The organism is Henriciella barbarensis (assembly GCF_003576345.1).
In the GTDB taxonomy this organism is placed as follows: Bacteria; Pseudomonadota; Alphaproteobacteria; order Caulobacterales; family Hyphomonadaceae; genus Henriciella; species Henriciella barbarensis.
Genome location: NZ_QWGB01000005.1, coordinates 1,345,712 through 1,366,145, shown reverse-complemented (window position 1 = coordinate 1,366,145; position 20,434 = coordinate 1,345,712). Strand labels below are relative to the sequence as shown.

Annotated in this window: 22 protein-coding genes and 1 other RNA gene; 15 read left to right on the top strand and 8 right to left on the bottom strand. The window is 60.8% G+C overall.

Features of this window, described 5'->3' with window-relative positions:
- Positions 1 to 119 precede the first annotated feature (119 nt).
- The 10 genes from rpsT (at position 120) to D1224_RS09750 (ending at position 11,724) form a co-directional block, all read left to right on the top strand.
- A complete protein-coding gene (gene rpsT / locus D1224_RS09795) occupies positions 120 to 383 on the top strand; it encodes a 30S ribosomal protein S20 (protein ID WP_119379693.1) in 264 nt (87 codons plus the stop codon).
- 467 nt (positions 384 to 850) lie between these two features.
- Positions 851 to 2,320: a DnaA ATPase domain-containing protein gene (locus D1224_RS09790; protein ID WP_119379692.1), complete on the top strand. Its 1,470-nt coding sequence runs from the start codon at positions 851 to 853 to the stop codon at positions 2,318 to 2,320.
- 185 nt (positions 2,321 to 2,505) lie between these two features.
- On the top strand, positions 2,506 to 3,624 hold the full coding sequence (gene dnaN / locus D1224_RS09785) for a DNA polymerase III subunit beta (RefSeq protein ID WP_119379691.1): 1,119 nt from the start codon (positions 2,506 to 2,508) through the stop codon (positions 3,622 to 3,624).
- Between the two features lie 9 nt (positions 3,625 to 3,633).
- Positions 3,634 to 4,746, top strand: a complete 1,113-nt coding sequence (recF, locus tag D1224_RS09780; protein WP_119379690.1) for a DNA replication/repair protein RecF — start codon at positions 3,634 to 3,636, stop codon at positions 4,744 to 4,746.
- Positions 4,747 to 4,888: 142 nt separating this feature from the next.
- Positions 4,889 to 5,989: a sensor histidine kinase gene (locus D1224_RS16755; protein WP_119379689.1), complete on the top strand. Its 1,101-nt coding sequence runs from the start codon at positions 4,889 to 4,891 to the stop codon at positions 5,987 to 5,989.
- A gap of 102 nt (positions 5,990 to 6,091) precedes the next feature.
- On the top strand, positions 6,092 to 6,856 hold the full coding sequence (locus D1224_RS09770; RefSeq protein ID WP_119379688.1) for an enoyl-CoA hydratase-related protein: 765 nt from the start codon (positions 6,092 to 6,094) through the stop codon (positions 6,854 to 6,856).
- 195 nt (positions 6,857 to 7,051) lie between these two features.
- Positions 7,052 to 9,475 carry a DNA topoisomerase (ATP-hydrolyzing) subunit B gene (gene gyrB, locus D1224_RS09765; RefSeq protein ID WP_119379687.1) on the top strand — a complete coding sequence of 808 codons (2,424 nt, stop codon included), beginning with the start codon at positions 7,052 to 7,054 and terminating at the stop codon, positions 9,473 to 9,475.
- 683 nt (positions 9,476 to 10,158) lie between these two features.
- Complete coding sequence (locus tag D1224_RS09760; protein ID WP_119379686.1) at positions 10,159 to 10,515, top strand: endonuclease domain-containing protein; 357 nt, start codon at positions 10,159 to 10,161, stop codon at positions 10,513 to 10,515.
- Between the two features lie 315 nt (positions 10,516 to 10,830).
- Positions 10,831 to 11,241 carry a VOC family protein gene (locus D1224_RS09755; RefSeq protein WP_119379685.1) on the top strand — a complete coding sequence of 137 codons (411 nt, stop codon included), beginning with the start codon at positions 10,831 to 10,833 and terminating at the stop codon, positions 11,239 to 11,241.
- Between the two features lie 96 nt (positions 11,242 to 11,337).
- Positions 11,338 to 11,724 carry an RcnB family protein gene (locus D1224_RS09750; protein WP_182482226.1) on the top strand — a complete coding sequence of 129 codons (387 nt, stop codon included), beginning with the start codon at positions 11,338 to 11,340 and terminating at the stop codon, positions 11,722 to 11,724.
- 74 nt (positions 11,725 to 11,798) lie between these two features.
- Here the strand turns inward: D1224_RS09750 and D1224_RS09745 are convergent, their stop codons facing one another.
- Together D1224_RS09745 and D1224_RS09740 are read right to left on the bottom strand one after the other, a co-directional pair.
- Positions 11,799 to 12,323: a hypothetical protein gene (locus tag D1224_RS09745; RefSeq protein ID WP_147372360.1), complete on the bottom strand. Its 525-nt coding sequence runs from the start codon at positions 12,321 to 12,323 to the stop codon at positions 11,799 to 11,801.
- 174 nt (positions 12,324 to 12,497) lie between these two features.
- On the bottom strand, positions 12,498 to 12,890 hold the full coding sequence (locus tag D1224_RS09740; protein ID WP_119379682.1) for a DUF4168 domain-containing protein: 393 nt from the start codon (positions 12,888 to 12,890) through the stop codon (positions 12,498 to 12,500).
- A 207-nt stretch (positions 12,891 to 13,097) separates the two neighbouring features.
- Between D1224_RS09740 and ssrS the strand changes: the two genes are divergently transcribed.
- The 4 genes from ssrS (at position 13,098) to D1224_RS09720 (ending at position 16,455) form a co-directional block, all read left to right on the top strand.
- Positions 13,098 to 13,254, top strand: a non-coding RNA gene (ssrS, locus tag D1224_RS09735) — 6S RNA.
- Positions 13,255 to 13,316: 62 nt separating this feature from the next.
- Complete coding sequence (locus D1224_RS09730; RefSeq protein ID WP_119379681.1) at positions 13,317 to 14,177, top strand: DMT family transporter; 861 nt, start codon at positions 13,317 to 13,319, stop codon at positions 14,175 to 14,177.
- Positions 14,178 to 14,212: 35 nt separating this feature from the next.
- Positions 14,213 to 15,673, top strand: coding sequence for a lipopolysaccharide biosynthesis protein (locus D1224_RS09725; protein WP_119379680.1), 1,461 nt, complete (start codon positions 14,213 to 14,215; stop codon positions 15,671 to 15,673).
- 8 nt (positions 15,674 to 15,681) lie between these two features.
- A complete protein-coding gene (locus D1224_RS09720; protein ID WP_119379679.1) occupies positions 15,682 to 16,455 on the top strand; it encodes an inner membrane-spanning protein YciB in 774 nt (257 codons plus the stop codon).
- On the opposite strand, the gene D1224_RS09715 is transcribed toward D1224_RS09720, so the two are convergent.
- On the bottom strand, positions 16,445 to 16,981 hold the full coding sequence (locus D1224_RS09715; protein WP_119379678.1) for an NUDIX hydrolase: 537 nt from the start codon (positions 16,979 to 16,981) through the stop codon (positions 16,445 to 16,447). The two genes, D1224_RS09720 and D1224_RS09715, sit on opposite strands and share 11 nt — an antisense overlap.
- 112 nt (positions 16,982 to 17,093) lie before the next feature.
- On the opposite strand from D1224_RS09715, the gene D1224_RS09710 reads away from it, so the two are divergent.
- Complete coding sequence (locus D1224_RS09710) at positions 17,094 to 17,690, top strand: MarR family winged helix-turn-helix transcriptional regulator (RefSeq protein ID WP_119379677.1); 597 nt, start codon at positions 17,094 to 17,096, stop codon at positions 17,688 to 17,690.
- Positions 17,691 to 17,696: 6 nt separating this feature from the next.
- Here the strand turns inward: D1224_RS09710 and D1224_RS09705 are convergent, their stop codons facing one another.
- The 5 genes from D1224_RS09705 to ccmA are packed head-to-tail and all read right to left on the bottom strand — an operon-like array spanning position 17,697 to position 20,383.
- Positions 17,697 to 18,218 (bottom strand): redoxin family protein, encoded by a 522-nt coding sequence (locus D1224_RS09705; RefSeq protein ID WP_119379676.1) that lies wholly within the window; start codon positions 18,216 to 18,218, stop codon positions 17,697 to 17,699.
- A complete protein-coding gene (locus D1224_RS09700) occupies positions 18,215 to 18,373 on the bottom strand; it encodes a heme exporter protein CcmD (RefSeq protein ID WP_119379675.1) in 159 nt (52 codons plus the stop codon). Before D1224_RS09700 ends, D1224_RS09705 begins: the two co-directional genes overlap by 4 nt.
- A gap of 3 nt (positions 18,374 to 18,376) precedes the next feature.
- Positions 18,377 to 19,108 carry a heme ABC transporter permease CcmC gene (ccmC, locus tag D1224_RS09695; RefSeq protein ID WP_119379674.1) on the bottom strand — a complete coding sequence of 244 codons (732 nt, stop codon included), beginning with the start codon at positions 19,106 to 19,108 and terminating at the stop codon, positions 18,377 to 18,379.
- 22 nt (positions 19,109 to 19,130) lie between these two features.
- Positions 19,131 to 19,793 (bottom strand): heme exporter protein CcmB, encoded by a 663-nt coding sequence (locus D1224_RS09690; protein ID WP_119379673.1) that lies wholly within the window; start codon positions 19,791 to 19,793, stop codon positions 19,131 to 19,133.
- A complete protein-coding gene (ccmA, locus tag D1224_RS09685) occupies positions 19,790 to 20,383 on the bottom strand; it encodes a heme ABC exporter ATP-binding protein CcmA (RefSeq protein WP_233350470.1) in 594 nt (197 codons plus the stop codon). The genes D1224_RS09690 and ccmA overlap by 4 nt, the downstream gene beginning before the upstream one ends.
- Between the last annotated feature and the right edge of the window lie 51 nt (positions 20,384 to 20,434).

Below are 20,434 nucleotides of genomic sequence, written 5' to 3'. Positions count from 1 at the left end.
GACGCACCTGCGACGGGCGCTGCGCTTTCTTCAGCCGATACAGCCCATCACAGTTGACGCAGAAGGGGCCTTTGGGTATGTCCGCCGCTTGCGTCCGACGGGACACTCAGGAGTTTTTGATGGCGAATACACGCTCAGCCAAGAAGATGGTGCGCAAGATCGCGCGCCGCACGGAAATCAACACCGCACGCCGTTCGCGCATGCGCCGCTTTATCCGCAAGGTAGAGGAAGCAATTGCGTCGGGCGACAAGTCCGCTGCGCAGACCGCTCTCCAGGTTGCCCAGCCGGAAATCATGCGCGCTGCCGGCAAAGGCGTGCTGCACAAGAATACGTCCTCCCGCAAGATTTCGCGTCTCAGCGCGCGCATCAAGGCGATGGGCTAAGACGACACCCTTCGGGGCCGTCTCTGAAAATTTGCAAGGCCTGCATGAGCGATCATGCAGGCCTTTTTTCGTTGCTTAATCATTGGCAAAAAATTGAAGGTTTTTGGTGCCAAAAAACGGGTTTTTCACAGCATTTCCAAGCCCATTAAGTTGACAGAACAAAATCGGAACATCAAGCTGTGAAAACGGCACAAATCGTACCTATATTTTTTTACACAAGCTTACGTGTTTGATTCACTGCCGCTTTTTCGGTGACAGAAATGAGTCAACTCCAGAAGTGCCGAAGATTCCCAAAAAGGCTTGTAGACAGGTTTGGAAGCCCTGTGGTTAACTTCAGCCATCGACGGAATTTGATCTCTGTACGGCAGTTTTTTTTGGACGGGCCCCACCAGGCTCGAGCACCCGAGCTATGATCTGAGTCGACGCGTAGAGAATAGGACAAAACACAGAAAAAAGGGGAAGTTCCTATGGGGCTGCAAGAAGAATCTGGCAGGCACGAGAGTGAGAAAAACACTGGCACCCGGCGCGGCGATGATCACAGGGGCATGGATCTCTGGCGCACCGTTCTCGAAGACGCTCGACAGGAAACGTCTCCGCATGATTTCGACAAGTGGATTTCCGATCTCCGCTTCGTCGCTGACGACAATGGCACGGTCCTGATCGCGGCACGCGACCAGCTTGCCTATGAGCGCATCAATAGCCAGCACCGCCCCATGCTGCGCCGCGCCTGGCGCAAGGCCGACCCGCGCGGCCGTGCGCTCAAGATCGCCTGCTGGAAAGACATTCCGGCAGACACGCGCGACCTCGTCGCCTATCCATGGACTGGCGACACTGAAGCCGCAGGCCAGGCAGAGACCGAGACGCCGGCCACGTCCTCACCTACCCCGGGGCGTCACGGTAGCGCGATGAGCTTTGAAACGCTGATCGTCGGTGACACCAACCGCGCCGCTGTCCGCCTTGCGGAAGTCACGGTCGAGAACAAGCAGGTCCACGCCGACGTCGCCCTCATCTATGGGCGCCAGGGTACCGGCAAGACGCACATCCTGCGCTCGATCGAGAAAGCCGTCATCCGTCAGGACGATGGCCGCCGCGTCACCTATATGTCGGCCGAAGAATTCATGACCGCCTTCGTTGATGGCGCGCGTGATGGCGATACGCGCCGCCTGAAGTCACAGGTCCGCGATAATGACCTTCTGCTGATCGACGACCTGCAGTGGATTGCGAACAAGAAGAAGACCGATGAGGCCTTCTTTGCGTCCCTGCGCGCCGTGACTGCCGAAGGTGGCCGGGTCATCCTGACCGCTGATGAGGCACCAGGCGACCTCAAAGGCTTCTCTGCCCGCATGCGCGGTGAACTGATGGGCGCCGCCGCTGTCGAGGTTGGCCTTCCTGATCAGGACATGCGCCGCCAGATCGTCAGCCTTCACGCGAACCTCATCCAGCAAGGTCAGCCAAACTTCGAGATTGACGAGGAAATGCGCGAGAAGATCGTCGCCACAGTTCGCGGCCCGGGCCGTGACCTTTGCGGCGTGCTCTACTCCCTGCAGTCTGAAACCCGCTATGGCGAGATCGCGCCGACCTTCGAGATGCTGTGCACGGTTCTTCGCCGCCAGCAGGGCGAATACCAGGCCCCGTCGCTCGACAATATCAAGCGGGCCGCCATGCGCAGCTACAACCTCTCCAAGTCGGAGATCGAAAGCTCCAGCAAGTCGCGCAATGTCTGCGCGCCGCGCCAGGTCGCCATGTATCTCTGCCGCGAGATGACTGACAAATCGCTGCCGCAGATCGCTCGCTCCTTCTGCAAGAAGGACCACACCACCGTCATTCACGCATGGCGCAAGGTGAAGGGCCAGCTTCAGACCGATCCGGAAATGGTACGTCAGGTCGAACAGGTCCGTGAGGCCGTCTTCGACATCCAGTCGGAAGGCAACGGCTGAACGCCCGCACCCTGAGGCCATATTTCTAAGCAGCGATTGGCCGCACAGGGCTTGCAATTTCACTGATTTTGACAAGTGTACTCGGCCCGTCTTCGCTCAGAAGGCGGGCCGATTCGAGTTTAACGCCCGTCCAGACGGGCAGGAAAGGATGCGGTCCGAACTGGGCCGTTGTAATGGGCTGACGCATGAAGCTGACGATTGAACGAAGTGACCTGCTCAACGCGCTGTCGCACGTGCAGAACGTGGTCGAGCGCCGCAACACCATTCCGATCCTTTCCAACGTTCTGATGGAAGCACAGGGTGGCCAGGTCACCTTCGTCGCGACCGATCTCGACATCGAGGCCGTCGACAGCGCCGACGCGACGATTACCAGCGAAGGCGCTGTGACCGCCCCGGCCGGCACCCTGTTCGACGTTGTCCGCAAGCTGCCCTCCGGCGCCGATGTCGAGCTGGAACTCAATCCGGAAAACCGCCGCCTGACCATCCGGTCTGGCCGGGCCAACTTTGCACTGCCTACGCTTCCGGCCAGCGACTTCCAGACCATGACGGGCGACGATGGCGCGGTGACGTTCGATGTCGAGGCTGCCGACCTCCGCCGCCTGATCGACAAGACACGCTTTGCGATCTCCACCGAAGAGACGCGCTACTATCTCAACGGCGTCTACCTGCACACCGCCGATGGCGAGAAGGGCAAGGTGCTTCGCGCTGTCGCAACCGATGGCCACCGGCTCGCACTCGCCGATTGCGAAGCCCCGTCGGGCGCCGAAGGTCTCGATGGCGTCATCGTTCCGCGCAAGGCCGTCGCCGAAGTCCGCCGCCTGATCGACAGTGCCGATGGCGACGTGTCGGTCTCTGTCTCGGAAACCAAGATTGTCTTCCGCGCAGGTCGCGCCGTGCTGACGTCCAAGCTGATCGACGGGGCCTTCCCCGACTATCAGCGCGTCATCCCGAAGGGCAATGACAAGCGCCTGGTCATTGACAACAAGGCGTTCGAGTCTGCTGTCGACCGCGTCTCGACCGTGTCGGCGGAGCGCTCACGTTCGGTCAAACTCTCGCTTGACGATGGCCGCCTCACCCTCGCCGTGAACTCGGCTGAAACCGGTCAGGGCCATGAAGAGATTGAGTGCGACTATAGCGCGGACGCGATGGAAATTGGCTTCAACGCCAAATACCTCCTCGATGTCACCGCGCAGATTGAAGCCGAAGACGCCGAGTTCATGTTGAATGATCCGGCCTCTCCTGCCCTCATCCTCGATCCTGCAGATCCGGCTGCACGCTACGTGCTGATGCCGCTTCGGGTGTAAACGAGGGCGATGACCGCCCTTACACGCCTGCGCCTCAAGGATTTCCGCAACTACGAGACACTATCGCTCGATCTCGACGGGCGGCATGTCTGCCTGTTCGGGGCAAATGGCGCTGGAAAAACCAACCTGTTGGAAGCGATCTCACAGCTCGGGCCAGGCCGCGGGCTGCGCAGCGCATCCCTTTCCGACCTCACCCGACACGGCGCAGAGAGCGGCTGGACCGTGTCCGCCAATCTCGATGACAGACGCATCGGCGTCGGGCTGGAGACAGATGGAAGCTCTTCCAAGCGTGTGATCCGCATCGACGGCGCCCCGTCCCAGGCGGGAGACCTTGCGGACCTTGTCCGCATCGTCTGGCTGACCCCTGCCATGGACTCCATCTTTCGCGGCGGCGCGTCCGACCGGCGCCGCTTCTTCGACCGCCAGGTCATGGCGCACATTCCTTCGCACGGTACGGCGGCAGCCCGCTATGAGCGCGCCATGCGAGAGCGCAACGCCCTTCTCGAGCGCGGCCATGTCGATCCGGCATGGGCCGACGCGATTGAGACCCGTATGGCCGAGGCGGGCGCAGAGCTCGCCATCAACCGGGCCAACGTTCTTGAAGGCCTGCAAGCCGCCGTCGATGCCCGGCCCGAAGGCTATTTCCCAAAGGGCGACCTTTCTCTGGAAGGTGAGGCTGAAACCTCCGCCGCCGCCGGTGAGGATTTCAAGACCATTTTCGAAAGCCTGACCGAAACCTATCGCAGCATGCGCCGGCGCGACGCCGCAGCTGGCCGCACACTGACAGGCCCACACCGCAGCGATCTCAAGGTCATCCACCGACCGACCGGTATGGTCGCGGGCGATGCCTCAACCGGGCAGCAAAAGGCGCTTCTCATCGGCCTCATTCTGGCTTCGGCAACCGCGCTCGCAGGAGATGGGGATGGACCCGCACCCCTCCTACTGCTCGATGAGGCGGCTGCTCACCTTGATGCGGACCGGCGCGCAGCGCTGTTCGATGAGTTAAGCTCCCTGCCGGGCCAAAGCTGGCTGACCGGTACCGAACGGTTTTTGTTCGATGCGTTCGGCGACCGCGCCCAGCATATCGAGATTGAGACAGGCGGCGCGGCTATTTTAGCCTAGACGTCGCTCCCATCCCTTTTTAACTTTGGACATGTCTCGCCTGCCTTCGCGGCCTTGTAATCACACTGAGACTGAACACTTCTGGAGTGAGTTTAGCGGGAGTTTCACCCGCGAGGATTGCACGGGGAGCGCCGAGGGGATCATGAGCGAAACAGAGCGTCTGAATGCGCTAGTCGAGACAAACCTGCTCGACAGTGAACAGGATGAGCGTTTCGACCGCCTCACCCGACTTGCCGCCAATTCTCTGGAAGTTGAAACAGCACTCGTGTCGCTCATCGATAGCGACCGCCAGTGGTTCAAGTCCTGTCACGGCTTCAGCAGCAAAGAGACAAGCCGCGACATTTCCTTCTGCACGCATGCGATCGAGCGGTCCGACATTACAGTCGTGCTCGATGCGACGAAGGACCCCCGCTTTGCCTCCAATCCGCTCGTCACAGGCGACCCGCATATTCGCTTCTATGCAGGCGCGCCCCTCATCATGGCCGATGGCCATGCAATCGGCACGCTATGCGTCATAGACTATGAGCCGCGAGAGACCTTCGACGATACGGACCGGGAGATCCTGCGCGATATTGCCGACAGCGTGATCGGCCTTATCCAGCGCGATGAAAAGCTCCGCGAAATGAGTGAGCTGTCGGTCATCAACCGTGAGCTGCAACATCGCATGGGCAATATGTATGCCCACGTCTCTTCGCTCATCTCCCTGCTCGACAAGGCTGACCTCGAGCATGAAGAATACGTCTCGCGTCTGCGCGAGAAAGTGAACGCGCTCGCCCTTACCCAGTCGCTTATTGCCTCTAGCGGTACAGAATCTGTTTCGATGCGCGAGCTTGCCCAGAAGACCCTGGCTGCTTTCGAGGCCGGGGCTGGCGAACCTGTCGTGCAAGTCGAGGCCGAGAGCGATTTCGACATTACCCCCCGTGCGGCCTTTGCCATGTCCCTCATGCTGCATGAGCTTGGCATCAACTCGGTCAAGCATGGCGCGCTGGGCGGTGAAGGCGGGCAGGCCTGTTTCGGCTGGTCATCCGGTGACCACCTCCGGTTCTCCTGGGAGGAGAGCCTCAAGACACCGCGCGTCGATAACAGCCTGAAGAAAGCCAAAGGCGGCTTTGGCAGCGTCATCCTGAAGCGGATCGCACCGAAGACGTTTGGCGGCGAGGCCGAGATCGATATCCAGCCCGGCAGCTATCGCTACACTGTCTCGGCTCTTCCAGAGCGCATTCTGGCCTCTGAGCAGGCCTGAACCGCCTGTCAGAACCGCCTCGAACAATGGTAGCGCTTGCTTCGGCCCGGGTGCCTGCGCCACAAGCATCCTGAACCACTGACAGACAGGAGCCGACCGGCCATGAGCGAGCATATCAAATCTCACCTCGAAGATTATATCCTGACCCTCACCATTGCGCGCCCGGAGCGCAAAAATGCGCTGACGCAGGCCATGTATGGCGCGATGGCGGATGCGGTGAACGGCGCCAATAGCGACAAGTCCATCCGCGCCATCATCATCACCGGCGAAGGCGACATGTTCACCGCTGGCAATGACCTGTCTGACTTTGCGTCCATCGACGAACGCGAAAGCGGCACGCCGCCCGTTACCCGCTTCCTGAACGCCATCCGTGACGCTGAAAAGCCGCTCATCGCCGCCGTGAACGGGCCCGCGATTGGCGTTGGCCTGACCATGCTGCTGCATTGCGACATTTCGTTTGCCGCTGAGAGCGCAAATCTCCGCGCGCCCTTTACCCAGCTCGGCCTTGTGCCAGAGGCTGGCTCCTCGCTCACCCTGCCCGCCGTTGTCGGCCGCTCCATGGCCAATGAAGTGCTGCTCGCCGGGCGCATCCTCAGCGCCAATGAGGCGCTGGCCTGCGGGCTCGTCTCACGCGTAACGGCTGATACCGACCTGATGAAGACAGCCATCGACACCGCCCGCAAGATCGCGGCATCCCCGCCAAACGCGGTCCTGAAATCCAAGGCACTGATCAATCATTCGCGCGAAGCGATCTCGAACCAGATGCGCGCCGAGGGCGAGATTTTTGCCGCACAGCTGCAGTCAGCAGAGTTCGCCGAAGCGGCCGCAGCCTTCCGGGAAAAACGCGCGCCTGTCTTCAAGGATTAGGCCGCTTCAGCCCACTTTCGGCATCATTCCGACGGGGCCTGCGGAAACTTTTTGCAGGCCCTGCCACGCCCCTCTGCAAGCCCCTGAAAACACACCGGATTACCGGATGCTGAAACCGTGCCGCGATTTCCCTTTCTGACACAAATCCTCTATAATTTCAGGCAATTGTGACGAATCAGAAAGCGACACGCTCCCATGGCTGAACCGACAGACAACATGCCCGAATATGGCGCCGACTCGATCAAGGTCCTCAAAGGCCTCGAAGCGGTCCGCAAGCGCCCTGGCATGTATATCGGTGACACTGATGATGGGTCCGGTCTTCACCACATGATTTACGAAGTCGTCGACAACGCGATCGACGAAGCCCTTGCCGGTCATGCGGACGAAGTCACCGTCACGCTGCACGCCGATGGCTCTGCCGAAATCACCGACAATGGCCGCGGCATTCCGGTCGAGATGCACAAGGAAGAAGGCGTCTCTGCCGCCGAGGTCATCATGACCCAGCTGCATGCGGGCGGTAAGTTCGACCAGAACTCCTACAAGGTGTCTGGCGGCCTTCACGGCGTTGGCGTGTCTGTCGTCAACGCGCTGTCTGACTGGCTGGAGCTTCGCATTCATCGCGGCGGCAAGGAGCACTTCGTCCGCTTCATCGATGGCGGCGCGGTGGAAGCCCCATTGAAAGAAGTCGGCACCAGCCCGAACCGCCCCAACGGCAAGGTACTGACCGGCACAGCCGTGCGTTTCATGGTGTCGTCTTCGACCTTCACCATGACCGAATATGACCGCAAGACGCTGGAACACCGCCTGCGGGAACTCGCCTTCCTCAATTCCGGCGTGCGCATCGTCTTCCGCGACGAACGCGGGCCAGAAGCCTATGAAGCCATCCTCGAATATGAAGGCGGCGTCAAAGCCTTTGTCGAGCACCTCAACCGCCAGCGCCAGACCCTCATCCCCGACACGATCTACGCGGTCGGCGAGAAGGACGGCATCACGGTCGAGGCGGCGCTGGCCTGGACCGACAGCTATCATGAGCAGGTGCTCTGCTTTACGAACAACATCCCGCAGCGCGATGGCGGCACCCACCTTGCCGGCTTCCGCGGTGCGCTGACCCGCATCATCAACAAGTATGCGTCCGAAACGGGCATCGCGAAGAAGGAGAAAGTCGACATCTCCGGCGACGATGCACGTGAAGGCCTGACCTGCGTCCTCTCTGTCAAAGTGCCTGACCCGAAATTCTCGTCGCAGACCAAGGACAAACTCGTCAGCTCCGAAGTGCGCCCAGTGGTCGAGAGCCTGATGGGCGAGAAGCTTTCCGAATGGTTCGAGGAGAACCCGAAAGAAGCGCTCGGTATCATGCAGAAGATCGTCGAGGCCGCCGCCGCCCGCGAAGCGGCCCGCAAGGCGCGCGAACTGACCCGCCGCAAGACCGCACTCGACATCACCTCCCTGCCCGGCAAGCTGGCCGACTGTCAGGAAAAGGACCCGTCCAAGTCCGAAATCTTCATCGTCGAGGGTGACTCTGCTGGTGGCTCGGCGAAACAGGGCCGCGACCGCTCGAACCAGGCTATTCTTCCCCTGCGCGGCAAGATCCTCAACGTGGAACGCGCCCGCTTCGACAAGATGCTGAGCTCTGACCAGGTCGGCACGCTCATCATGGCGCTTGGCGCCGGCATTGGCCGCGATGAGTTCGACATCAACAAGCTGCGCTATCACAAGATCATCATCATGACTGACGCCGACGTCGACGGCGCGCACATCCGGACCCTTCTGCTGACCTTCTTCTATCGTCAGATGCCGGAAATCATCGAGAAGGGCTATCTCTACATCGCCCAGCCGCCGCTCTACAAAGTCAGCCGCGGGCGCTCTGAGCGCTATCTCAAAGACGATATCGAGATGGACAATTACCTCATCGAAGAGGGCACGACCGGCGAGGCACTCATCCTTCAGGACGGCACGCAGATCGCAGGCGAAGACCTGCGCGCCAATGTCCGCGAAGCCGCCGCCTTCAAGACCGCCCTCTGGCGCCTTTCACTACGCGCGCCGGGCCATATCGTCGAGCAGGCCGCCATTGCCGGTGCGCTCGCCCCTGAGGCTGACGACACCAATGCGAAGAAGACCGCCGAACGCCTCAACCTCATCGCAGAGGAAGGCGAAGACACCTGGGAAGGTACGTTCGAGGACGGCAACCTGACCCTCCGCCGTGAAGTGCGCTCGGTCGAGGAAAAAGCCGTTCTGGACCGCTCGCTGCTCGCCAGCCAGGACGCGATCCGCCTGAACAGCCACGCCCAGCATGTGCGCCACCTCTATGAAAGCCCGGCCATCCTGCGCCATGACAAGTCTGGCGAAGTCGTCGTCCACGGCCCGGTCGGCCTGTTCGAAGCCGTGCTCGCCTCAGGCCGCAAGGGCCTCAAGATCCAGCGCTATAAGGGTCTGGGCGAAATGAATGCCGACCAGCTCTGGGAAACCACGCTCGACGCCAATGCCCGCACCCTGCTCAAGGTCAAGGTCGCCCACGCCGACGACGCCGACGACATGTTCACCCGCCTCATGGGCGACGTCGTCGAACCCCGCCGCGAGTTCATTCAGGACAATGCGCTTGAAGCTGAGGTGGATGTGTAGTGGGCGGAACATAGCGCGGACATGCAGGAACTTGGGCTAAAGGTTTACCCACAGATCACCCACGTTTGTGCACAGTCATGTAACGCTTTGAAGTCCCGCAGCTACCGGCAAAGCCCGGCCTCACAAACAGAGTAGTCCACAAGCCTAATATTCGCTGTGGACGATGGCCGTTTTCGGATTCGTCAAGCCTGCAATCTTTGAAGAAATTAGGCCAATATGGGCGTGCCCTCAGCAAGGGGGCGCCACATAGGAGCAGGTCAAATGACTGACGCTGCAGTGTGGGTGAGTGCGATCGCCACCGTTATTGGCGTCGTGATCAAGGGCCTGCATTTGGCTGTTCTCGTTTCTACCCGGAACACCGAATAGCAGACCCTACCACAGGGGCGGCTTCGAGGTAGCAACTCGGAGCCGCCTTCTTGATTTTGTAGCACGCCAGCAATGTAGGCTCCATTTTTTTGTTCGCGAAGAGCGAACATTCTTGCGAACAAATTGCTATCAGACCTCCCCCTCTCCCGGCTGCGGGAGAGGGGCAGGGGTGAGGGCTCTGCCGTCGAGACAAACGCCAAACCTGGATATGGCCGCAACGTTGCAGCCCTCATCCCCGGCCCTTCTCCCGAGGCCGGGAGAAGGGGGCGATAGACGAACCGCTTGCGAGTTCTCTCAACCGAAACGATAGTCGTTCGATGAGCGAATACCCATCAACCCGGCGCGCAAGGTCGCTTCGCCGACGCGCGAACGCGCCTGAGCAGAAGGCTTGGGAGACGCTCCGCCAGCTGCGTGCGGAAGGCTATGCGGTCAGGCGGCAGGTCAGCGTCAAAGGCCTGACCGTCGATTTCGCGATCCGGTCCCTGAGGCTGGTGATCGAAATAGATGGCGCGATCCATAGCCTCGAAGCCGTCCATAAGAACGATGTTGAGCGCGACGCAATGCTTCGCTCGGCCGGTTGGCATGTGATCCGCGTTCCGGCTGAGACAGCGATGAGCGGCGATCATCTTATTACTCTGGTCAGAGATGAAATCGCCAAACGCATAAGGGAATGACCTCCCCCTGGAGTTCGGGAGAGGGGCCAGGAGTTAGGGCCCCGGCGTTGGTGACATTCAGCAACATAGCGCCAAGAGCGACCGGATCAGCCCTCATCCCCAACCCTTCTCCCGCAGCCGGGAGAAGGGGGCGATAGGTTCAACGGCGTCGAATCTTCTGAAAACGACCAAATTTTCTCACCCCCTCCAAAAAACACCGCCCATACACCACCAGTGCACCGTCACTGCACCGTCTGAACCGCCGCGTTTCCCCCACACCTTCCGACCGGAAAATCGAGATTGACCCGCCGGGGCTTCCACGCGAGTTTCCGACTTATGCATCCCTTTCATCTTGCCTTTCCGGTCCATGACCTTTCCGCCGCGCGCAGCTTTTACGGGGAGCTTCTGGGCTGCCCGGAGGGCCGGTCGAGCCCGGAATGGGTCGATTTTGACTTCTACGGGCACCAGATCGTCGCGCATCTCGCGCCAGAACTATGCGGAACGGCTCAAACTAATGAAGTAGACGGGAAAGGCGTGCCCGTGCGCCATTTCGGGCTGGTTCTGGACACGGAGAGCTGGGAGGCGCTTCGCCAACGCCTTGAAGGCAATGTGGATTTTCTTATCGAGCCTTATATCCGCTTCAAGAGTGAGCCGGGCGAGCAGGCGACCATGTTCTTCACCGACCCGTCAGGTAATGCCATAGAAATCAAGGCGTTCGCCGATATGGGTCGGCTCTTTGCAAAGTAGCTTGTCTTAACTCAAGTTAAGGTCGCTCACGGGAACTGGCTGTTCCCCATGTCCGTTTCAATGCCGTGCAGAACGCATCGAAAGGACAAAAAGCTCATGAAAAAGCTCATTAAATTCGGCGCTTATGGCGCTGCTGCCGCCGCCTTTGCAGCGACCGCCACCCCGGCCTTTGCTGACCCTCAGCATTGTCCGCCAGGCCACGCCAAAAAAGGCTGGTGTACCCCCGGCGGCGACCGCAGCGACTACCGCGACCGGTATGACGACCGCCGCGATGAGCAGCGTGCCTATAATGAAGGCTATGAAGACGGCCAGCGTGACGCCATTCGCTATAATGGGCGGACCTATAACGACTATCGCGTAATCCGTGACTATGACCGCTATGGTCTGAACGCGCCGCGCGACGGCTATTATTATGCTGAAGTCGATGGCGATATCGTCATGGTGCAGCTGGCGACCCAGCTTGTGACTCAGCTGCTCAACTAGGCAACCGTCCGCCAGCCAAAAGAACGCCCCGGCCTTGAAAAGCCGGGGCTTTTTCTGTGTGGAGTAGACTAGATCTAAGGTGCGCCGTTCTCCTGAACCCGCTCTTCGAGGCCTTCGCACTCGGCAGGCTCCAGCATGATGTCGAGCCCGTCAGGAACAGCGCCCTCGGCCGCGAGATACCAGACCGCACTGCCGCGCTGGCTGTCACCATCAACTTCCGTCTGGGTGTCGAACATGACCGCCGCCGTCTCATCAATCATGCCACTTGTGAGCGTCGTCGAGAAAGCCGCGTAATAACCGGCCGCTTCCTGATGGATGATGCCCCAATTATCGCCGCTGACCGTACCGTCATCATTGACCATGACTTCAAGGCCTTCAGTGACGTTCGCGTCATGACGAAAATAACAATAATTACCAGGCGTTAGCGGATCTGCCTCTGCGAGCGGCGAGACAATTTCTGGCAGCGGCTGCTGCTCGACCGGGAGATCTTCCCCCGCCATCGGGCCTGTTTCGGGCTGGACGGCCTGGGCCTCCTCATCAGGCGCGTCGCCCCCGCAGGCGGAAAGCGCCAACGCGCCAGCAAGCAGCAAATATCTCATCTTCCGGGCCTCCCGAGGCGTCATGCGTCCAGTTTCGGGAAGCGTCTCAACCCCCGATGGCCAAGACAAGTCCTAAACCGGACTGACAGAGGGCGGAATTATCTGGCGCTTAAAAAACAGGGCCCCACCGTAATGGCAGGGCCCTGTCCGTAAAACTCGCGTCGTGACAGCGCTCTAGCTGTTCATTGCCGCGCGGATCTTGGTGGCGAGATCGGCATTGACCTGCGCCAGTTGTACGATCTGGGTAAAGCGCTGCGCGGTCAGCCCTTCTGCCTTGATGGCAGCGATCATCTCAGCTTGCGCTTCAGCTTCGATGGCCTGTGCGGCTTCCTGGTCCTCAGCTGCCTGCAGCTTCGGGGTCGCTTGTTCGGCAATCTCTGTCAGGGCGCCATTGGCGGCGACGAACTGCTCGATCTCAGCGTCGCTGACCGGGTCGATCTGCGGCTGCTGCATCTGCGGCTGGGCCTGCTGCGGGGCGCTTTGCTGTGCGACGGCGGTGCCGCCTGCAAGGGTCATAGCTGCAGCAAGAGCAGCGCCGGCACCGAAACGAAATCTGTTGAGAGACATGGATGGTCTCCTTTCCTTGTTAGCGCGAAGGAGCCAAACAGATCGAAAGCCATGGTTCAACCCGTCGAGGGCGGATGTGAGCGCTTTGTAATTTAATGGTTTTTCATGAAGACGCTGTCATTGATCATGGCGGGCGCCCGTCTGCGGCGAACCGACATGCATTGGCCCTGTTCAAACACTGGCGGGCGCATTATCTCTTGCAGAGCACAAGGGCTGCGGCGTTCGAGGAAGCCAGCTGTCCGCCGACCTTACGTTCCGTCAAGGGAGCTGGCGCTGGGACTGGCCGTGGCCTATCCTAACCGGCACCCACCTAGTTACTAGGTCGACGGGACACGAGCGCCGAGACGGCGCATGCGGTCCTTGTGCATTCCTTTCCCCACCCATCCAGCTTGACAATCAGGCCGCTCCAGCCCGACAGGGCAGGCCATGTCATCGACCACCCTGCCGCTGCTTCTCTGCCTCCTGTCCGCTGTGACAGTTGCGCTCGCGAACTTCGCTGTGAAGCGGGGCGGCGATGTCCTCAGCGCGCGGATGGTGCTGTCGATCACCTCGGCGCTCTGCGTGCTGCCCTTTGCCTTTTTCGTTCCTTTCCCGGAAGCCGCGCTCTGGCCAGCCATTGCAATGGCGATCGGGGCGCACTGGGTCTACCAGTTCTTCATGATCCGCGCCCTCCACAGGGGCGACCTCTCGCTTGTCTTTCCGGTCATGCGCGGGCTGGCGCCGCTCGCAACCGCAATCATCGCTGTCTTCGCCCTGCAGGAGATGCCGACCCTATTGGGCTGGGCAGGCCTGACACTCGCGACACTTGCTTTGATCGTCTTCGCCCTGCCGGCAGGCAAATCCCTGGATCAGGCGTCGCTGGACCGTATCGCGCTTATGTGGGCAGGGCTCACCGCGCTCGGCATCGGGCTATATTCAGTAACCGATGCCTATGGCGTGCGCCTTGCGGAAAACCGTTTCACTTTCATTGTCTGGCTTTTCCTTCTCGACTGGCTCGGCACCACGGCGGTGACCGTCTGGACGCGGCGCGGCCAGCTTCTCAAACGCCTGCGCCCGCAGCTGGTCGGCGGCGCTGTCGGCGGGGTCTCGTCGGTCATCTCTTATGGCGCGGCGCTGCTCGCTTTTTCCATGACCGACGCTGCCACAGTGACGGCCATGCGCGAAACCTCTGTCGTGTTCGGGGCAATTCTTGGCGCGGTCTTCCTGAAGGAAGGTTTCGGGCCGCGCCGCATCATAGCAGCCTGCGTTCTGGCCGGGGGGCTCCTCCTGCTTGAGACCAGCCTTTAATCCTCCTTTCGGATATAGCTGTTAGGGGCGGGCCTATGAAACTCGCCCGCCATCTTGCAGGCTACCTGCCAGCCAACCTCGCCAGTGCGCTCGCTTCCTTTGGAGCGGTCTATGTCTTCACGCGCCTTCTGGGACCGGAAGAGTATGGCCGTTATGCGCTGATGCTGTCTGTCATGGCGCTCATTCACACACTGACGCTCGCGCCCGGTGAGGCCGCCGCCTATCGCTATACAGCGAAAGCGCGCGCCGAGGGTGAAATTGCGCTTGCCGAGCATTTCGCCACGGTGCGGGCGCTATTGTTGCGCTCATTGCTGCTTGCCGCGCTCGCGATGGTGATACTGGCTGCCGCCGTCTCCCACATGCCGCGATACCTGCACATCCTGCCATGGATTGCGCTGTCCATGCCGATCAGCACGCTGGTACAGGCCACGCTGGAGGCCCATCGCGCCAGCCAGCAGGTGCAGCGCTATGTTCTCGTCTATTCGTTCAAGCTTCTCGGTGGCTTCGGGCTGGGGGCGATCATCGCATGGCTGACCGACGCAGGCGCCGCAGCCCCCTTTATCGGTCTGGTAATCGCCGGTCTCATTGTCGCTATTCCGCAACTGCTCTGGTTGCAGGGGCAGACGAAGGGCGCCTCCCCGAACGCGGCCAAGATCCGCGCCTATTATTCCTATGGCCTGCCCATTGCAGCGGCCTTGTCGCTCGACCTCCTCCTCTCCGTCGCCGACCGTTTTCTCATCTCCCTCTTTATCGGAGAGGCTGCCGTCGGTGCATACGCAGCAGGTTATGGCGTTGCGGACAAGACGATCCTGCTTCTCTGTGCCTGGGCCGCCATGGCTGGTCAGCCACTGGTCCTTGCTGCCTATGAAGAAGAAGGCCCCGACGCCGCGCGGCGTGAAGCCCGCGGTCTTGTATCGACCATGCTGCTGATCGGGCTTCCTGCCGCCATGGGCCTCGCGCTCGTCGCCGAGCCGCTTTCTGAGGCGCTCATCGGCGAAGACCTTCGTGAGCAGGCGGCGCGCATCATCCCATGGATCGCCTTTGCCGGGCTCATGAACGGCCTTCTGATGCATTACTATGCAGAAGCCTTTCAGCTCGCCCAGAAGACAGGGGAGCAGGCGCTGCTGATGTTGATCCCCGCAGGCGTAAACATCGCGGCGAATATTGTGCTGATCCCGCAATTCGGGATTATCGGTGCCGTTGCCGCCACGATTGCGAGCTATGCGATCGGCATACTGGCGATTGCCGGACGAGGACGGCGCTATGTCGCCTTCCCGTTCCCTTTCGTACCGGTCCTCAAGATCCTCGCTGCCTCGCTCGCCATGTGGCCAGCCATAGCAATTATCCCGGAGCTTGGCGGCTGGCCGGAGCTCATCGCGAAAGCATTCGCGGGAGCAGTTGTATATGCGGCAGCCGTGCTTGCGATTGATGCTGGAGGTGCCAGATCATTCGTGCAAGACAGGCGCAACGCATCCACCGAGCCCCCAGCTACGTAACAGGCTTCATGACAGACAAAAGCTCCGACCTGGACACTGCCGCCAACAAAGCTAACCAGATTTGGGGTGAGCTTCTGCCCGTGATCGCCTTTGTGGCGATATACAATCTGATCCGGCTGCTCGGTATCGACGTCGAAACCACTATTGGCGGCGTGGATGTCGCGATCAATTCCGATACCGCACTTTACTGGGCAACCGGCGTTCTCATCATTCTGACTGTGGGCTTCATCGCCCGCAGGTTACTGACAGGGGGGCGCGTCCCGCTCTTCACGCTGCTTAGCGCTGGCATCGTCGGGTCTTTCGGGATCATCGGCATCGTGTTGCAGGACAAGGGCTTCATCTACGCCAAGCCGACAATCCAGCAGCTGATCCTGGCCGCCTTCATATTTGGCTCGCTCGCCTTCGGCACGAATATCTGGAAAGTGATGTTCAAGACGGTGTTCGACCTGCCAGACCATGCATGGACTCAGCTTGCGATCCGCTGGGGCGGCTATTTCGTCTTCATGGCGGCAGCCAATGAATTCATCTGGCGGTATTTCGTACCACCACTGGAAGAGCCGCTTCGCATCGCAGGCGTGCTCTGGGCACCAGCTGGGGAGTACGATTTCCTCGGCATTACCTTCGGGGCACGCAATTTCGAGGATGCCTGGGCCACCTGGTGGAAGCTCGGCACCTGGGTCATCACGCTGGCCTTCGGCGCGGCAAACGTGCCTTATACGATGAAGCATCTGCGCGACAGCGATGACGACGCCGCCAACAGCAAAAGCGAAGCTAGCGCGTAACCTTGTCGGTATTTGCCGGATTGCCGAACGGCACAAAGTCCGCCTGTCCGCGTGTTTCTGCAAAATGGGTCAGCGCCCAGACCACTGTCGGGAAAGCAAGCTCCGACCAGGGAATATCTTTCCAGTCGAAGAGCTGCACATCGAGGCTCTCAGGTCCTGCTTTGAAGTCTGACGCAAGACGGGCACGGAACATCACCTGCACCTGACCGATGCGCGGTATGGAGTAGGTCGCCAGCATCCGGTCGATCTCGATCGTGGCGCAGGCTTCCTCGCGGGCTTCACGCTGCGCGGCTTCCTCGATCGTTTCGCCAAGCTCCATATAGCCTGCAGGAAGGGTCCAGAAGCCCTTGCGCGGTTCGATCGCGCGCTTGCAAAGCAGAATCTGGTCGTCCTTGGTCACCACCGAGCCCGCTACGATTCTGGGATTGCGGTAATCGACGAAGCCGCAGGTCTGGCAGATCCGGCGTTCACGGTCATCGCCATTCGGAACGCCAAGCTCGAATTTCTCGTCCACTGTCTGTGTCATCAACCTGTTAACGTGCTGGTTTATTGCGAACCCACATTGATCCGCACACTGTTTGTTTCCAGATAATGTCTGAAAATCGACTAAGCAAAGTGAACTGCAAGGATAGATCGAGATGGCTGACCAACAAGATACGCAGACCTTTGATCTGTCCAAATCGACCAGCCATTTGCTGCACAGGGCCCAGCAGGCCGCGGTCAATCTGTCGACCGAAGCGCTGGCGGCCCAGGGGCTGACACTTCGCCAGTTTGCGGTGCTCGCGGCGCTGGCGGCCGAAGAAGGCCAGAGCCAGTCCAGCCTTGTTGACCGCACAGGCATTGACCGCTCCACGCTGGCCGAAATGGTCCGCCGCATGGAGGCGTCTGGCTATATCAAGCGCACCACATCGCCGGAAGACGCCCGCGCCAAGGTCGTGTCACTGCTCGCAAAGGGGCGCGGCGTCTATGAGGCGGCGCTGCCGGGCGTGGAAGCTGCAGACAATGAGCTGCTCGCCATGATCCGTGCGAACCGCCGCGCGGGCTTCATCCTGTCACTCGCCGCCATCGGCGCACCAGAGGAAAAGGTTGAGGTCGAGGAAGCAGAAGCTGCAGACGCCGCCGGCAGCGACGAGAAATCCGCAAAAGCCAAGCCGAAGAAGTCCAAGAAGGACAAGGCAGCCAAGGCGGACAAGTCGAAGTCCGACAAGAAGAAGAAAAAGAAAAAGAAGAAGTAGGTGGGCCTAACCGCCAAGCGCCTCTGCGACCTGCTGGCTACGTTCGGCGTCCAGCGGGCCCCGCACATGCAGGATGATCTGACCGTCCGCACTGATCACGAAGGTTTCAGGCACGCCGGTCAGGCCGAAATCCAGACCGCCCTGCCCTGAGGGGTCGACACCGATCTGTTCGAACGGGTTTCCGAGCTCTTCCAGAAAGGCACGCGTCGCTTCAGGCGCATCCTTATAGGCAAGGCCGTAGACCTGCCCCGGAAAGCTCTCCGCGAGCGCAGTGATGTCGTCATGCTCTGCCCGGCAGGGCGCGCACCAGCTGGCGAAGAGGTTCACCATCACTGGCCCATCGCCTGGCGGGGAGGCGAAACTTATCTGCTGGTCTGGCGCGTCCAGCAGCGGGAAGGCGCGGTCAGGCGCGCTGCGGTCTGCCTTGGCGACAAAGCTCTCATCATCGGGCTGCATCAGCTGGTAGGCACCAAGCACGCCGAGCCCGAGCAGAAGCGCAACCGGAATAGCAAGCAGCCAGCGTTTCATCCGCCCCGCTCCCGTTCGGCCTGCAAGCGGTCCAGCCGGCGTTTAGCCATCCGCGCGCGGATGAGCGCATAGACAAACAGCCCGACCGGCACGACCGCGCCGATGGCATAGATCGCCCAGATGAAAGCGGCGTTCTGTTCAAAGACTGGAAGCATGGCTCAGGACCCCGACAGCTTGCGCGCGATGAGAACGTCACCGCGCCGGCCCCAGACCTCAGCGCGCATCAGCATCATGGTAAGGCCTGCAAAGAAGATCATGTGCGCCAGCCCGCCAATGAGGAGCGGTGTCAGATAAACGGGCGGCATGGCCGGACCGTCGAGCCGCAGCACGCTCGCATCCTGGTGGATGGATGACCAGATATCGACCGAGAACTTGATGAGCGGCACATTGACGGCGCCCACCATGGCGAGGATCGCGCCTGCGCGCGCGGCCTTCTGGCGCGTCTCCATGGCGGCCCGCAACGCCATGTAGCCAAGAAACAGGAAGAACATCACCAGCACTGACATCATGCGGGCATCATCCCAGAGCCACCATGTGCCCCAGGTCGGCTTGCCCCAGATCGAGCCTGTCGCAAGGCACAGGGCCGTGTAGGCCGCGCCAAGCGGGGCGATGGATTTGGCCGCCATGTCGGCGAGCTCGTGTCGCCAGACAAACCAGACAAGGCTGGTTGCAGCGAGGCCCATATAGCTTGCCATGGCAAGCCAGGCGGACGGGACGTGAATGAACATGGCGCGCATGATATCGCCGCCCTGATAGTCATCCTGTGGCACGACCCAGAGACCCTGCCAGACGCTCCAGAGCATGAGCAAGGCGCCAACGCCCAGACATACCGGCGCTAGCCAGCGCGACAGCGCCATGAAACGGTGTGGATTGGCAAAAGCCCTGATCATCACGTCCCCTGTTAAAGGTCTCTCAATCGACCGCCAAGCGTAGCGCCGCAGATGCGGCGAAAGGTGCAATCGAGAGGGCGAATAGTGTCGTCGCCGAGAGGAAGAGTAGGCTTGGCCCGCCCGGCCCCTCAATAGTTGCCAGCGCCCCGAAGATCGCGGTCGGCACGAAGAGCGGGAGGGCCAGCAGGGAAATAAGTAGCCCGCCACGCGCGACACTGGCCGCCAGTGCCCCCGCAACGCCGCCCCAGAGGAAGAAGGCCAACCCGCCAAGCCCATAGGCCAGCATGGCAGGCACGAGCGCGCCCGGGTCGACTTGAAGCGCGATACCGATAGGCGGGGTCAGCAGGACAAGCGGCAGGCCTGACACCAGCCAGTGCGCAATGATCTTCGCAGCGGCGACGAGGAAGAGAGGCGTCTCCTCCTGCGCCCAGAGCTCCAGCACGCCGTCTTCAAGGTCAGCCTGAAAGACCCGCTCCATGGAAACCAGAGAGGCCAGCGCGAGCGCGACCCAGAGAATGCCCGTGCCAATGGAGGAAAGCTGGCTAGCCTCGCTGCCCACGGTGAATGGTACCAGCATCGCCGCGCCTGCAAAGAAACCAATCGGGAGCAGCACACCTGCGCCGCCCGCCCAGGCCTCGCCCAGCGCCTGACGGAAGGCGGCACGAAGGGGAGACGGGGATTTCACAACTGAACCTCGCCGCTCGCTTGGAAAGGCGCATCGCCATGAAGTGCCGCAATTACAGCGCCTCCAGACGCACGATGCTCGTCTATAAGGTCGGTCACAAGCACCCTGCCTTGCGTATCCAGCGCAGAGAAAGGCTCATCCAGCAGCCAGAGTGGGCGATCTGCCAGCAACAGGCGTGCAACCGCAGTGCGGCGCTTTTGTCCCGCTGAGAGCAGCCGTCCGGCCACATCGAAGGGACGTTCAATCCCCATCTGGCGGGCGATCTCTCTTGCATCAGCGTTACTGCCCCAGACACGGCCCCAGTGTGAAAGGTGGGCGCGCGGCGTTTCATGCGGCTTGAGCCCGTTGCGGTGGCCGATCCAGTGATGGCGAGCCGGGCGCTCCACTGCCCCCGCATCGGGGCGCGACAGGCCCCCTAACATGCGAAGTAGCGTGGACTTGCCCGCGCCATTTGCGCCGCGCAGAACAAGCGCTTCACCGGCTTTCACCTCAAGGGAAAGGTCCGAGAAAAGCACGCGCTCGCCCCTGATCGCGCCAAGTCCAGCTGCCTTGATCAGAAACTCATGCATCATGGCTGCGTTTTCTGCCAAGAAGTCTCATCCCCGCGCAATTGCGTATGCTGCACATCGACTATAAGAGAC

Excerpts from the sequence above, each read along its gene's own strand:
- rpsT (WP_119379693.1), top strand. The coding sequence starts at position 120 with ATGGCGAATACACGCTCAGCCAAGAAGATGGTGCGCAAGATCGCGCGC.
- D1224_RS09790 (WP_119379692.1), top strand. The coding sequence starts at position 851 with ATGGGGCTGCAAGAAGAATCTGGCAGGCACGAGAGTGAGAAAAACACT.
- dnaN (WP_119379691.1), top strand. The coding sequence starts at position 2,506 with ATGAAGCTGACGATTGAACGAAGTGACCTGCTCAACGCGCTGTCGCAC.
- recF (WP_119379690.1), top strand. The coding sequence starts at position 3,634 with ATGACCGCCCTTACACGCCTGCGCCTCAAGGATTTCCGCAACTACGAG.
- D1224_RS16755 (WP_119379689.1), top strand. The coding sequence starts at position 4,889 with ATGAGCGAAACAGAGCGTCTGAATGCGCTAGTCGAGACAAACCTGCTC.
- D1224_RS09770 (WP_119379688.1), top strand. The coding sequence starts at position 6,092 with ATGAGCGAGCATATCAAATCTCACCTCGAAGATTATATCCTGACCCTC.
- gyrB (WP_119379687.1), top strand. The coding sequence starts at position 7,052 with ATGGCTGAACCGACAGACAACATGCCCGAATATGGCGCCGACTCGATC.
- D1224_RS09760 (WP_119379686.1), top strand. The coding sequence starts at position 10,159 with ATGAGCGAATACCCATCAACCCGGCGCGCAAGGTCGCTTCGCCGACGC.
- D1224_RS09755 (WP_119379685.1), top strand. The coding sequence starts at position 10,831 with ATGCATCCCTTTCATCTTGCCTTTCCGGTCCATGACCTTTCCGCCGCG.
- D1224_RS09750 (WP_182482226.1), top strand. The coding sequence starts at position 11,338 with ATGAAAAAGCTCATTAAATTCGGCGCTTATGGCGCTGCTGCCGCCGCC.
- D1224_RS09745 (WP_147372360.1), bottom strand. The coding sequence starts at position 12,323 with ATGAGATATTTGCTGCTTGCTGGCGCGTTGGCGCTTTCCGCCTGCGGG.
- D1224_RS09740 (WP_119379682.1), bottom strand. The coding sequence starts at position 12,890 with ATGTCTCTCAACAGATTTCGTTTCGGTGCCGGCGCTGCTCTTGCTGCA.
- D1224_RS09730 (WP_119379681.1), top strand. The coding sequence starts at position 13,317 with ATGTCATCGACCACCCTGCCGCTGCTTCTCTGCCTCCTGTCCGCTGTG.
- D1224_RS09725 (WP_119379680.1), top strand. The coding sequence starts at position 14,213 with ATGAAACTCGCCCGCCATCTTGCAGGCTACCTGCCAGCCAACCTCGCC.
- D1224_RS09720 (WP_119379679.1), top strand. The coding sequence starts at position 15,682 with ATGACAGACAAAAGCTCCGACCTGGACACTGCCGCCAACAAAGCTAAC.
- D1224_RS09715 (WP_119379678.1), bottom strand. The coding sequence starts at position 16,981 with ATGACACAGACAGTGGACGAGAAATTCGAGCTTGGCGTTCCGAATGGC.
- D1224_RS09710 (WP_119379677.1), top strand. The coding sequence starts at position 17,094 with ATGGCTGACCAACAAGATACGCAGACCTTTGATCTGTCCAAATCGACC.
- D1224_RS09705 (WP_119379676.1), bottom strand. The coding sequence starts at position 18,218 with ATGAAACGCTGGCTGCTTGCTATTCCGGTTGCGCTTCTGCTCGGGCTC.
- D1224_RS09700 (WP_119379675.1), bottom strand. The coding sequence starts at position 18,373 with ATGCTTCCAGTCTTTGAACAGAACGCCGCTTTCATCTGGGCGATCTAT.
- ccmC (WP_119379674.1), bottom strand. The coding sequence starts at position 19,108 with ATGATCAGGGCTTTTGCCAATCCACACCGTTTCATGGCGCTGTCGCGC.